Origin of the sequence: Streptomyces sp. NPDC002044 (assembly GCF_040296725.1) — a bacterium.
In the GTDB taxonomy this organism is placed as follows: Bacteria; Actinomycetota; Actinomycetes; order Streptomycetales; family Streptomycetaceae; genus Streptomyces; species Streptomyces antarcticus.
The window spans coordinates 1-11554 of sequence record NZ_JBEOXU010000047.1 but is presented as its reverse complement, the minus strand read 5'-3'; the positions used below and the strand labels follow the sequence as shown (position 1 = coordinate 11554).

Below are 11554 nucleotides of genomic sequence, written 5' to 3'. Positions count from 1 at the left end.
TCTCTCTTGTCCGGGACCCGTCGCTCCTTTATAGTCAGGATGACTATTAAAGGGAGGGGGCCCGGAATGAACTGGACCTTGAGCTGGACCGAGGTGCTCGGCTTCGCCACCGGCGCCCTGTGCGTCTGGCTGGTCGCCCGGCAGCACGTCGCCAACTGGCCGATCGGCATCGCCAACAACATCTTCTTCATCGCGCTCTTCACCCAGGCCGGCCTGTACGCCGACGCCGGGCTGCAGATCGTCTTCATCGCCCTCGCCGCGTACGGCTGGTGGTCCTGGACCCACGGGGGTGGACCGGGAACCGAGGGGGCCCTGCCGGTGCGCCGCACCACGCGCACCGAATGGGTCTGGCTGGCCGCGGCGGGGGCGGTGGGGGTGCTCGGCCTGACCCTGCTGCTCTCACGGGCCACCGACTCGACCGTCCCGTTCTGGGACGCGGCCACGACCGGGCTCTCGCTGGCCGCCACCTACGGCCAGTGCCGCAAGCTCGTCGAGTCCTGGTGGCTGTGGATCGCGGCCGACCTGGTCTACATCCCCCTGTACGCCTACAAGGAGCTGTACCTGACCGCCCTGCTGTACGTCGGCTTCCTCGCCCTGTGCGTGGCCGGCCTGGTCGGCTGGCGGCGCTCGCTGCCCGCGCCCGCCGCCCGTACGGGCCTGGGGGCGACGGCGTGAGGCGTTTCGGGCACGGGCTGGTGCTCGGCAAGTTCTATCCGCCGCACGCCGGCCACCACCACCTGGTGCGCACGGCCCAGGACCGCTGCGAGCGGCTGACCGTACTGGTCTGCGCCGCCTCCGTGGAGTCGGTGCCGCTGGCGGACCGGGTCGCCTGGATGCGCGAGGCGCACCCCGGGGCGGAGGTGGTCGGCGCGGTGGACGACATCCCCGTCGACCTGAACGACCCGGCGGTCTGGGAGGCCCACATGGCCGTCTTCCGCGGCGCGGTGGCCGGTCCCGTGGACGCCGTCTTCACCTCGGAGGGCTACGGCGCCGAACTCGCCCGCCGGTTCGGCGCCGAGGAGGTCTGCGTGGACCCCGGCCGGACGCTGTTCCCGGTGTCGGGAACGGCCGTACGGGCGGACCCGGTGGCCTGCTGGGACTTCCTGGGGCCGGCCGTACGGGCCGCGCTGGTCCGCAGGGTCGTCGTGCTCGGCGCCGAGTCCACCGGGACGACGACGCTGTCCCGGGCCCTGGCCGCGCACTACCGGCGGCGCGGCGGGGTCTGGGCGGGCACCGGCTGGGTCGCGGAGTACGGCCGCCGGTACAGCGAGGAGAAGCTCGCGGCCGCCCGCGCCGCCGCCCCGGACGCCTCCTGGACGGACGTCTCCTTCGCCTCGGAGGAGTTCCCGGTGATCGCCCGGCGCCAGGACGCGGAGGAGGAGCGGGCCGCCCGGCTGGGCTCCCCGGTCCTGATCTGCGACACCGACTCCTTCGCGACCGGGATCTGGCACGAGCGCTACCTCGGCGGCCGCAACGAGGAGGTCGAGAAGACCGCGGCGCTGACCCGCCGGGACCTCTACCTGCTGACCGACCACGCGGACGTGCCCTTCGAGGACGACGGCCTGCGGGACGGGCCGCACCTCAGACCGTGGATGACCGGCCGGTTCCGCGAGGAGCTCGAAGCCACCGGGAAGCGGTTCCTCGTCCTGCGCGGAGACCGGGAGGAGCGGCTGGCGGCGGCCGTCGCCGCGGTGGACGGACTGCTCGCCGAGGGCCGGCACTTCGCCGACCCGCTGCCGGAGGCACGATGAGCGGGGGAGCGCCGCGGGGCTACGACCCGTACGCCTACGAACCGTTCGCGGTGACCGTCGACCTGGCGGTGTTCACCGTACGGGGAGGCCGGATGCACGTGCTGCTGATCCGGCGCGGGCAGGAGCCGTACGCGGGCGCCTGGGCGCTGCCCGGCGGCTTCGTCCTGCCGCGCGAGTCCGCCGAGACGGCCGCCCGCCGGGAGCTGGCCGAGGAGACCGGCCTGCCGGAGGCGGTGGTCGCGGCCCTGCACCTCGAACAGCTGCGCACGTACAGCGAACCGGACCGGGACCCCCGGATGCGGGTGGTCTCGGTCGCCTTCACGGGACTGGTCCCGGACCTGCCGGAACCGGCGGCCGGCGGCGGCGGAGACGCGGCCCACGCCCGCTGGGTGCCGGTGGGGGAGGCCGCCGCACTGGCCTTCGACCACGCGGAGATCCTGGCGGACGCGCGGGAACGGGTCGGCGCGAAGCTGGAGTACACCTGCCTGGCCACCGCCTTCTGCCCGCCCGAGTTCACCCTCGGCGAGCTCCACGCCGTCTACGAGACCGTCTGGGACGCCACCGTCGACCGCCCCAACTTCCGCCGCAAGGTGCTGGCCACCCCCGGGTTCGTGGAGGCCGTGCCCGGCGCCGCCCGGCTCACCGGCGGCCGCGGCAAGCCCGCCGCGCTCTACCGGCCCGGACCGGCCACCACCCTGCACCCGCCCCTGCTCCGCCCCTCGGAAGGACACCCCCGATGACGACGACCACGAAACGAGCGGCGACCGGCGCCCTCCTCGGCCTCGCGCTGGGCGACGCCCTGGGCTTCCCCACCGAGTTCAACGACGTCCCGGCGATCCTCGCCAAGACCGGCCCGTGGCGCGAGATGAAACTGCCCCGCCCGGCGATCGTCACCGACGACACCCAGATGACCCTCGCCCTGGCCCGCGGCATACGGACCGCCGCCGAACGCGGCCGCGTCGGCCCCCTTCGCCTGGCCCGGCCGGTGCGGGAGGAGTTCGTCGACTGGTACCACTCCCCGGAGAACAACCGGGCCCCCGGCCGGACCTGCATGACGGCCTGCCGGCTGCTCGACCACCCCGACCGGGACTGGCGCGACGCCAGCCAGCTCGGCTCCAAGGGCTGCGGCGCGAACATGAGGGTCGCGCCGGTCGGGCTGGTGCCCGGCTGGACCGAGGAGGAGCGGGCCGGCGCGGCCCAGCTCCAGTCGGCCCTGACCCACGGACACCCGACGGCCCTGGCCGCCTCCGACCTGACGGCGCGGGCCGTGTACCTCCTGGCCCGGGGCACCGAGGTGACCGGGCTGGTCGGGCAGCTGCGCTCGTACGCCCTGGAGAACCGCACCCGCTACCACGAGCGCTGGCTCGGCGACCTCTGGATGCGCACCTCCTCCGACGCCTCCGAGACGTCCTTCATCGCCCGGGGCTGGGACGACTGCCTGGGTGTCCTGGACCGCGTGGCGGCGGCCCTGCGGACCCCCTCCCCGGAGACCGACCCCTGCCTGACCACGGGCGACGGCTGGATCGCCGAGGAGGCATTCGCCACGGCCCTGCAGTGCTTCCTGCTCTTCCCGGACGAGCCGCTGACGGTCCTGCGCCGCGCGGCCTGCACGGCCGGCGACTCCGACTCCATCGCCTGCCTGGCCGGCGCCTTCGCGGGCGCCCACCTTGGCGCGGACGCCTGGCCGGGCGAGTGGGAGGGCCGCGTCGAGTACCGCGACGAAATCCTGTCCTTCGGCACCCTCTGGGACGCGTGACCCGGTGATGGACACGACCGGCCTCGACCTGACCCCCGTGGTGGCCGAGCAGCCCGATCCGCTGCTCTTCGCCACCGTGTCGGGCGCCCACCTGTACGGATTCCCCTCCCGGGACTCCGACGTCGACCTGCGCGGCGTCCACGTCCTGCCGCCCCGCGCCCTGTTCGGCCTGCGGGACCCGGAGGAGACCCGCAGCCGCATGTGGGACGACGACGGCGTGGAGATGGACCTCGTCACGCACGACCTGCGCAAGTTCGTCCGCCTGATGCTGAACCGCAACGGCTACGTCCTGGAGCAGCTGCTGTCCCCGCTGGTGGTGCACACGACCCCGGCGCACGAGGAACTGGTGTCCCTGGCCCCCGGGGTGCTCACCTCCCACCACGCCCACCACTACCGGGGTTTCGCCAACACCCAGTGGCGGCTGTTCGAGAAGACGGCGGAACTCAAACCGCTGCTCTACTCCTTCCGGGCCCTGCTCACCGGCATTCACCTGATGCGCTCGGGCGAGGTCCAGGCGCACCTGCCGACCCTGCTCGACGAGGTGCCGGAGGCCCCCGGCTACCCGGTCGCGCTGATCGACGCCAAGGCCGCCGCCGAGCACGGGGGCTACGGGAGCTGCGGCGGCCCGGCGCCGCAGACGCTGCGGCGGGACTTCGAGGCGCTCCACGCGGTGCTGGACGCCGCCCGGGGCGCTTGCGCCCTGCCGGAGCAGCCGACGGCGTACGACGCGCTGGACGAGTTCGTCGTACGCCGACGGGTGGCCGCGCCGGAGGGGTGACGGGCGCAGGGGGTTCGGTGCGCGCGGGTGACGGGCGGGCGCCGGGTTCAGCGGCGCGGTGCGGGCCCGTCGGCGCCGTACGCGGCGGCCGAGGCGCGGCGGGCGCGGAGCAGGAAGTCCGCGACGCGGGCCCGGTCCGGTTCCCCGGGCAGCGGCGTGCCGGCCAGGGCGGACGCGGTCTCCCCGGTGAGGCGGGCCATCCAGGCGTCGACCTCGTCCCAGGTGAGCTCACCGCGGCGGACCGCCAGGAGGCGGTCGCGGTGCGGCCCCGCGTCGATGTTCAGGCGTCCCGTGCGCAGCAGGTCCCGGCAGGACAGGAGCAGGCGCAGCAGGTGCATGGCGTGCTTCCAGCGCGGGGCGCCGTGGACGCGTACGTCCGCGAGGAGCTTGCCGCGCTGGGATTCGGCGTACCGGCTGAAGCTGGTGTGGGCCCGGCGGGAGAGGAAGGCGCCCCGGAGGGCGAGGAGTTCCTCGCCGACCGGGGTGGTCTCCTCCACCAGAGGGGAGTGCAGGCACTCCAGGATGTTCGGGTTGGCGCGCAGCGCGAGCTCGCAGAAGCGCTCCAGCTCCCAGGAGAACTCCTCGTCCCGGGGGCCCTCCACGTGCGTGGGGGGCTTGTCGAAGCGCCAGAACAGCGGCGTCGGGGCGAGGTAGACACCGCGCACGTCGGTGTCGCTCGCCCCGGTCGCCAGTCCGAACGCCCGGGAGCCCATCACACAGCGGTAGACCGTGTGGTCCCGCACCAGCGTCAGATCGTCCATCCGGGTGAGCCTAGTGCCGCGACCCGGCACCCTGTCCGGTCACGGCACCGGACAGGGTGCCGGTCCTAGGCGAGCGAGATGCTGCCGTCCGCCGCCACGGTGATCTTCTTCTCGGACAGCGGGCGGGTGGCCGGGCCCTTGGTGACCGCGCCGTCCGTGTCCTTGAACTTGCTGTCGTGGCAGGGGCAGTCGATGCTGCCGTCCGCCACCTTGTTTACGAGGCAGCCCGAGTGGGTGCAGACCGCCGAGAAGCAGCGGTACTCGCCGGCCGTCGGCTGGGTGATCACCAGCTTCTCGTCCTTCAGCACCTTGCCGCCGCCGACCGGTACGTCCGCCGTCTTGGCGATGGCGTTCGCGGCCCCCGCGGCGGGCGCGGACGGCGCCGCGGAGGGCGTGGTCGCGGTGCCGGGCTCGCTGACGGGCTTCGGCTCGGAGTCGCCGCCGCAGGCGGCGAGCGCGCCTCCCGCCAGGGTGGCCGCGCCTGCCGCCAAGACGGTGCGCCGGGCGGTACGCGTGGGGTCGCTCATGACTGTCTCCTCGCTATGTGGCCGGATGGCGTGCAGCATCCTGGCCTGTGGCGGGCTCCGGGGCGGAGTCCGCCGCGCCGTTTCAGGTACCCGGCTGCCATGGGGCCAGTGAGGCAGGACTGCCGGGAGTGCGTACGACTTCCCACACGCGGATCACGGCCTCCCGGTTCAACGGGCCGTGGACGTGCGGGTAGCGGCCCCCGGGATCACCCTCCCGGCGGATGTCCGCCGTCAGGGCCGCTTCGTCGAGTTCCACCGCGAGCAGGGTCCCCCGTACCCCGCGGTAGTGCGCGTCGGCGATCGCCAGCACGGTCGGGCCGTCCGCCGAACAGTGCACGAAACCTTCGGAGGCGAGCGAGGGCGGTGCGTACGGGAGGCCGGGCGCGGCCGCCCAGTCGGCGAGCGGGACGATGTGGAAGATCATGCCGATCGTTCTACCGGAGCGGGGGCCGGAGCCGTCGCGGAGCGGTGCGCCAAGTGGCGGCGCCGCCCGGTACGGGTGACATTGTCCGTGTCTCGAAGCCGGGTACGCCGCTGTCCGCGCGACCCGGTCCCTCTTCGAAAGGCACGACCATGGCGGGTAACGACCTCGGCTCCCTTCTCGGCGGCCTCCTCGGCGGCAGCGGCAGCGGCAGCGGCGGCCAGGGCGGCGGCGGTGGCGGCAACATCCTCGGATCGCTGCTCGGCGCCCTCCTCGGCGGCGGCGGCGCGGCGGGAGCGGCGGGTGCCCAGGCTGGCGGCGGCAACAACCCGCTGGGCGGTCTGATGGACATGCTGACCAAGTCGGGACTGGCCGACCAGGCCCAGTCCTGGGTCGGCACCGGCGAGAACAAGGCGGTCAGCGGCGCCCAGATCGCCGAGGCACTGCCCGACGAGACCCTCCAGAAGGTCGCCGAGCAGGCGGGCGTCACCCCGGAGAAGGCCGCCGACGAGATCGCCAAGTCGCTGCCCCAGGCCGTCGACAAGCTGACCCCGGACGGACAGGTGCCCTCGGGCTCGCTGGAGGACATCATCCGGCAGCAGAAGCTCTGAGCGGCGCCGACAGCGCCGTCCGCGAGGGCCCGGCCGCCGTCCCGAGGGACGGCCCGCCGGGCCCTCGCACGGCGGGCGGTGGCTACCCTGGCCGGGCAGTGCCCCCGCCGTGCCGTACGCAACCCTGGAGCGCCCCGTGAGAACCGCCGTCGTCATCGGAACCGGACTGATCGGCACCTCGGCGGCGCTCGCCCTGACCGCCCGCGGGATCACCGTCCACCTCGTCGACCACGATCCGGCCCAGGCCCGCACCGCGGCCGCGCTCGGCGCCGGCACCGACGAGCCCCTCGAGGGCCAGGTGGACCTCGCCGTTGTCGCGGTGCCGCCGGCCCACGTCGCCGCGACCCTGGCGGACGTGATCGGACGCGGGGTCGCGCGCGCGTACGTGGACGTGGCCAGCGTCAAGGGCGGGCCGCGCCGGGAGCTGGCCGGGCTGGGCGTGGACGTGAGCGCGTACATCGGCACCCACCCGATGGCCGGCAAGGAGCGCTCCGGGCCCCTCGCCGCGACGGCGGACCTCTTCGAGGGGCGCCCGTGGGTGCTCACCCCGACCCGGGACACCGACCACGAGGTGCTCAACCTGGCCCTGGAGCTGGTGGCGCTGTGCCGGGCCGTGCCGGTGGTGATGGACGCGGACGCGCACGACCGGGCGGTGGCCCTGGTCTCGCACACCCCGCAGCTGGTGTCGAGCATGGTCGCGGCCCGCCTGGAGGACGCCGACGAGACGGCCGTACGGCTCTGCGGGCAGGGGATCCGGGACGTGACGCGGATCGCGGCCTCCGATCCGCGGATGTGGCTGGAGATCCTCTCCGCGAACCCGGGACCGGTCGCCGACGTCCTCTCCGGGATCGCCGACGACCTCGCGGAGACCGTGGAGGCCCTGCGGGGCCTGCAGTCGGCCGACGAGGAGAAGCGGCGCGGCGGGGCCGCGGGCATCGAGGACGTGCTGCGGCGCGGGAACGCCGGCCGGGTACGGGTGCCGGGCAAGCACGGCGCGGCGCCCACGGTGTACGAGACCGTGGCCGTCCTGATCAGCGACCAGCCGGGCGAGCTGGCCCGCATCTTCGCCGACGCCGGGCGGGCGGGGGTCAACATCGAGGACGTCCGCATCGAGCACGCGACGGGCCAGCAGGCCGGCCTCGTCCAGCTGATGGTGGAGCCGCGGGCGGTGGCCGGGCTGACGGCCGAGCTGCGGGACCGCGGCTGGGCCCTGCGCCAGCAGTAGGCGGGCCGGGCCGCGGCCGCCCACATACGGTCCACCGGCCCGCACCACCGGCCCGCGGCCGCCCGGAAGGGCCGCCGGGAGGGCCGGGATCCGCCGGGCGGGGACGGGGGGTGCCGGGGCCCGGTAACCTGGGGAGGGGCGCTTTTGGCGCGCCCGGACAGCACCAGCAACCAGGAAGGTGCCCGCACCGTGGAAACCGTAGCTCCGTCCGCCGTGATCGTCGCCATCGACGGTCCCTCCGGCACGGGCAAGTCCAGCACCTCCAAGGCCGTGGCCGCCAAGCTCGGGCTGCGCTACCTGGACACCGGCGCCCAGTACCGGGCCATCACCTGGTGGATGATCACCAACGGCGTCGACACCGACGACCCGCAGGCCATCGCGGTCGCCGCGGGCAAGCCCTCGATCGTCTCGGGCACCGACCCGCACGCCCCCACGATCACCGTGGACGGCCTGGACGCCGCCGGTCCCATCCGCACGAAGGAGGTCACCTCCAAGGTCAGCGCCGTCAGCGCCGTCCCCGAGGTGCGCACCCTGATCACCGCGCTCCAGCGCTCCATCGCCGCCGCGGCGGCGACGGGGATCGTCGTCGAAGGCCGGGACATCGGCACCACCGTCCTGCCCGACGCCGACCTCAAGATCTTCCTGACCGCCTCCGCCGAGGCGCGCGCCGCGCGCCGCAGCGGCGAGCTCCGCGGCAAGGAGGCCGCGGACCTCGCGGCCACCAAGGAAGCGCTGATCAAGCGCGACGCCGCCGACTCCGGCCGCAAGACCTCTCCGCTGGCCAAGGCCGACGACGCCGTCGAGGTGGACACCACCGACCTCACGCTCGACCAGGTCATCGAATGCGTCGTCACGCTGGTGGCGGAGCGGCAGCACCGGTACACCGCCGCGCACGCCGGGAACGGGCGGTCAGCAAGTGAGTGAAGCGCCCTCCCTGAAGGGTGCGGCGGTCGGCAGGCGCATCGGCATCGGGCTCATGTACGGGTTGTGGAAGCCGCGCGTGCTGGGAGCCTGGAAGGTGCCTGTCTCGGGCCCCGTCATCCTCGCCGTGAACCACTCCCACAACATCGACGGCCCGATGGTGATGGGCACCGCGCCGCGGCCGCTGCACTTCCTGATCAAGAAGGAGGCCTACGTCGGCCCCCTCGGCCCCTTCCTCCACGGGATCGGGCAGGTCAGGGTCGACCGCGGCGGAGCCGACCGCACCGCGATAGGGCGGGCCCTCGGCGTGCTCGACCAGGGCGGAGCACTGGGGATCTTCCCCGAGGGCTCCCGGGGCGAGGGCGACTTCGCCTCGCTGCGCGCGGGACTCGCGTACTTCGCGGTCCGCAGCGGCGCCCCCGTCGTGCCGGTGGCCGTCCTCGGCAGCGGCGACACCCCGGGACGCCTCGTCAAGGGGCTCCCGGCCCTCAAGAGCCGGGTCGACGTCGTCTTCGGCTCGGCCTTCGACGCGGGGGACGGCAGTGGCCGCCGGACCCGGGGCGCGCTGGACGAGGCCACCGTACGCATCCAGGACCGGCTGACCGCCCACCTGGCCGATGCCAAGCGCCTCACCGGGCGCTGAGCGAGACTTGACCCAGTAGTGGAACCGCGCTGCGCGGGTGCCACCGATCACCACGAACGACGAGGAACGGACTTCATGAACGACCAGCAAGACCAAGGAGCACTTGGCGACGCCGAGTACGCGGAGTTCATGGAGCTCGCCGCGGAAGAGGGCTTCGACGCCGAGGACGTCGAAGGCGCGCTCGAGGAGGCGGCTTCCGGCCCCCTCCCCGTCCTCGCCGTCGTGGGCCGGCCCAATGTCGGCAAGTCGACCCTGGTGAACCGGATCATCGGCCGCCGTGAGGCGGTCGTCGAGGACAAGCCCGGCGTCACCCGCGACCGCGTCACGTACGAGGCCGAATGGGCCGGCCGCCGCTTCAAGGTCGTCGACACCGGCGGCTGGGAGCAGGACGTCCTCGGCATCGACGCCTCCGTCGCCGCCCAGGCCGAGTACGCCATCGAAGCCTGCGACGCCGTCGTCTTCGTCGTCGACGCCAAGGTCGGCGCCACCGACACCGACGAGGCCGTCGTGCGGCTGCTGCGCAAGGCCGGCAAGCCCGTCGTGCTGTGCGCCAACAAGGTCGACGGCCAGAGCGGCGAGTCCGACGCGGCCTCCCTGTGGTCGCTGGGCCTCGGCCTGCCGCACCCGGTCTCCTCGCTGCACGGACGCGGTACGGGCGACATGCTCGACGCCGTCCTGGAGGCGCTCCCGGAAGCACCCGCGCAGACCTTCGGCACCCCGGTCGGCGGTCCGCGCCGCATCGCGCTGATCGGCCGTCCGAACGTCGGCAAGTCCTCGCTGCTCAACAAGGTCGCGAAGGAGGACCGTGTCGTCGTCAACGAGATGGCCGGCACCACCCGCGACCCGGTCGACGAGCTGATCCAGCTCGGCGGCGTCACCTGGAAGTTCATCGACACGGCGGGCATCCGCAAGAAGGTGCACCTCCAGCAGGGCGCCGACTACTACGCCTCCCTGCGCACGGCCGCCGCCGTGGAGAAGGCGGAGGTCGCGGTCATCCTGATCGACTCGACCGAGAACATCAGCGTCCAGGACCAGCGCATCATCACCATGGCCGTCGAGGCGGGCCGCGCGATCGTCATCGCCTACAACAAGTGGGACGAGCTCGACGAGGAGCGCCGCTACTACCTCGAGCGCGAGATCGAGACCGAGATGCAGCAGGTCGCCTGGGCGCCCCGGGTGAACGTCTCGGCGCTCACCGGCCGCCACATGGAGAAGCTGGTCCCGGCGATCGAGACCGCCCTCGCGGGCTGGGAGACGCGCGTCCCGACGGGCCGCCTGAACGCCTTCCTCGGCGAGATCGTCGCCGCCCACCCGCACCCGGTCCGCGGCGGCAAGCAGCCCCGCATCCTGTTCGGTACGCAGGCGGGCAGCAAGCCCCCGCGGTTCGTCCTCTTCGCCTCCGGCTTCCTGGAGCACGGCTACCGGCGCTTCGTCGAGCGCCGCCTGCGCGAGGAGTTCGGCTTCGAGGGCACCCCGATCCACATCTCGGTGCGGGTGCGCGAGAAGCGCGGCGCCCAGCACAAGAAGAAGTAGCGGCGCCGCGGAGCGCTGAGTGCCGCCGGGGTCAGTAGCCCCGGCGGGGAGCGGGCGGCAGGGCCGCCGGGATGTGCGTCATCCCGGTCTGGTGTTGCCGCCCGTTCGTGTGAGCGGGGCCGCCGGCGTACGAGTACGCGGGCTGCGGCTGGGGGACGGACGGGGGCTGCCAGGCGTCCGTCTGCTGCCAGGCGGGCCCGCTCCAGCCGCCGTACGAGCTGCCGCCCGTGTACCCGCCCCCGTACGAGAACGCCGTGAAGCCGAGGTCCTCCTCGCCCGTGCGGTCGCCCGGAAGGGCCCGGAAGGAGCGCAGGTACTCGGAGTACAGCGCGTCGTAGATCGGGGTGTGCGAGGCGGCCGGAACGCTGTCCCGGTCCCATACGGGGCGCATCGGGGAGACGGTGCTCGGATGGGACGGGGCGCGGGAGGAGTCGTATGAATGCACGTATCAGCCAACGAAACCGGCGCCCTGCGGATGCGGGGTGAGGGGCGCGAAAACGCAGATCGCCGGGGGTGCGCGGGACGGACCGCGCCCCAAGGACGGCAGCCTCTACGAGGATCCGCAGCCGATGCGTCTGCGTACGTACGAGGACGAGCATCTGATGCTCTGGTACCAGACCATCCCGC

Annotated in this window: 14 protein-coding genes; 10 read left to right on the top strand and 4 right to left on the bottom strand. The window is 73.7% G+C overall.

Going from position 1 to position 11554, the window contains the following annotated elements:
• Nucleotides 1–39 precede the first annotated feature (39 nt).
• Genes pnuC through ABT106_RS14695 form a run of 5 tightly spaced genes read left to right on the top strand, consistent with a single transcriptional unit; the run spans nt 40 to nt 4285 of the window.
• Complete coding sequence (gene pnuC, locus ABT106_RS14715; protein WP_351276623.1) at nt 40–675, top strand: nicotinamide riboside transporter PnuC; 636 nt, start codon at nt 40–42, stop codon at nt 673–675.
• Nucleotides 672–1751, top strand: a complete 1080-nt coding sequence (locus ABT106_RS14710; RefSeq protein WP_351276621.1) for an AAA family ATPase — start codon at nt 672–674, stop codon at nt 1749–1751. The genes pnuC and ABT106_RS14710 overlap by 4 nt, the downstream gene beginning before the upstream one ends.
• Nucleotides 1748–2491, top strand: coding sequence for an NUDIX hydrolase (locus ABT106_RS14705; protein WP_351276619.1), 744 nt, complete (start codon nt 1748–1750; stop codon nt 2489–2491). Before ABT106_RS14710 ends, ABT106_RS14705 begins: the two co-directional genes overlap by 4 nt.
• Complete coding sequence (locus ABT106_RS14700) at nt 2488–3507, top strand: ADP-ribosylglycohydrolase family protein (protein ID WP_351276617.1); 1020 nt, start codon at nt 2488–2490, stop codon at nt 3505–3507. Before ABT106_RS14705 ends, ABT106_RS14700 begins: the two co-directional genes overlap by 4 nt.
• Nucleotides 3508–3514: 7 nt before the next feature.
• Entirely contained in the window at nt 3515–4285 is a 771-nt protein-coding gene (locus ABT106_RS14695; RefSeq protein WP_502979372.1) for a nucleotidyltransferase domain-containing protein, read from the top strand.
• 47 nt (nt 4286–4332) lie between these two features.
• On the opposite strand, the gene ABT106_RS14690 is transcribed toward ABT106_RS14695, so the two are convergent.
• The 3 genes from ABT106_RS14690 to ABT106_RS14680 all read right to left on the bottom strand — a co-directional run bounded on the left by ABT106_RS14690 (nt 4333) and on the right by ABT106_RS14680 (nt 5997).
• The gene (locus ABT106_RS14690) at nt 4333–5046 is read right to left on the bottom strand and encodes a nucleotidyltransferase domain-containing protein (RefSeq protein ID WP_351276613.1); all 714 of its coding nucleotides are present in this window, start codon (nt 5044–5046) and stop codon (nt 4333–4335) included.
• Between the two features lie 65 nt (nt 5047–5111).
• The gene (locus tag ABT106_RS14685) at nt 5112–5573 is read right to left on the bottom strand and encodes a Rieske (2Fe-2S) protein (RefSeq protein ID WP_351276611.1); all 462 of its coding nucleotides are present in this window, start codon (nt 5571–5573) and stop codon (nt 5112–5114) included.
• An 82-nt stretch (nt 5574–5655) separates the two neighbouring features.
• Nucleotides 5656–5997 (bottom strand): DUF952 domain-containing protein, encoded by a 342-nt coding sequence (locus ABT106_RS14680; protein ID WP_351276609.1) that lies wholly within the window; start codon nt 5995–5997, stop codon nt 5656–5658.
• Between the two features lie 149 nt (nt 5998–6146).
• On the opposite strand from ABT106_RS14680, the gene ABT106_RS14675 reads away from it, so the two are divergent.
• The 5 genes from ABT106_RS14675 (at nt 6147) to der (ending at nt 10927) form a co-directional block, all read left to right on the top strand.
• Nucleotides 6147–6605 carry a YidB family protein gene (locus tag ABT106_RS14675; protein WP_351276607.1) on the top strand — a complete coding sequence of 153 codons (459 nt, stop codon included), beginning with the start codon at nt 6147–6149 and terminating at the stop codon, nt 6603–6605.
• 136 nt (nt 6606–6741) lie between these two features.
• The gene (locus ABT106_RS14670) at nt 6742–7830 is read left to right on the top strand and encodes a prephenate dehydrogenase (protein ID WP_351276605.1); all 1089 of its coding nucleotides are present in this window, start codon (nt 6742–6744) and stop codon (nt 7828–7830) included.
• 189 nt (nt 7831–8019) lie between these two features.
• A complete protein-coding gene (cmk, locus tag ABT106_RS14665; RefSeq protein ID WP_351276603.1) occupies nt 8020–8754 on the top strand; it encodes a (d)CMP kinase in 735 nt (244 codons plus the stop codon).
• Between the two features lie 52 nt (nt 8755–8806).
• Nucleotides 8807–9394, top strand: a complete 588-nt coding sequence (locus ABT106_RS14660; protein WP_351276661.1) for a lysophospholipid acyltransferase family protein — start codon at nt 8807–8809, stop codon at nt 9392–9394.
• A gap of 75 nt (nt 9395–9469) precedes the next feature.
• Entirely contained in the window at nt 9470–10927 is a 1458-nt protein-coding gene (gene der / locus ABT106_RS14655; protein ID WP_351276601.1) for a ribosome biogenesis GTPase Der, read from the top strand.
• Between the two features lie 31 nt (nt 10928–10958).
• Here der and ABT106_RS14650 read toward each other — a convergent pair whose 3' ends face one another.
• The gene (locus tag ABT106_RS14650; protein WP_502979368.1) at nt 10959–11372 is read right to left on the bottom strand and encodes a hypothetical protein; all 414 of its coding nucleotides are present in this window, start codon (nt 11370–11372) and stop codon (nt 10959–10961) included.
• Nucleotides 11373–11554 lie beyond the last annotated feature (182 nt).

Coding starts and splice junctions, on each gene's coding strand:
- ABT106_RS14705 (WP_351276619.1), top strand. CDS start 1,748: ATGAGCGGGGGAGCGCCGCGGGGCTACGACCCGTACGCCTACGAACCG.
- pnuC (WP_351276623.1), top strand. CDS start 40: ATGACTATTAAAGGGAGGGGGCCCGGAATGAACTGGACCTTGAGCTGG.
- ABT106_RS14675 (WP_351276607.1), top strand. CDS start 6,147: ATGGCGGGTAACGACCTCGGCTCCCTTCTCGGCGGCCTCCTCGGCGGC.
- der (WP_351276601.1), top strand. CDS start 9,470: ATGAACGACCAGCAAGACCAAGGAGCACTTGGCGACGCCGAGTACGCG.
- ABT106_RS14690 (WP_351276613.1), bottom strand. CDS start 5,046: ATGGACGATCTGACGCTGGTGCGGGACCACACGGTCTACCGCTGTGTG.
- ABT106_RS14700 (WP_351276617.1), top strand. CDS start 2,488: ATGACGACGACCACGAAACGAGCGGCGACCGGCGCCCTCCTCGGCCTC.
- ABT106_RS14660 (WP_351276661.1), top strand. CDS start 8,807: ATGTACGGGTTGTGGAAGCCGCGCGTGCTGGGAGCCTGGAAGGTGCCT.
- ABT106_RS14685 (WP_351276611.1), bottom strand. CDS start 5,573: ATGAGCGACCCCACGCGTACCGCCCGGCGCACCGTCTTGGCGGCAGGC.
- ABT106_RS14680 (WP_351276609.1), bottom strand. CDS start 5,997: ATGATCTTCCACATCGTCCCGCTCGCCGACTGGGCGGCCGCGCCCGGC.
- ABT106_RS14695 (WP_502979372.1), top strand. CDS start 3,515: ATGGACACGACCGGCCTCGACCTGACCCCCGTGGTGGCCGAGCAGCCC.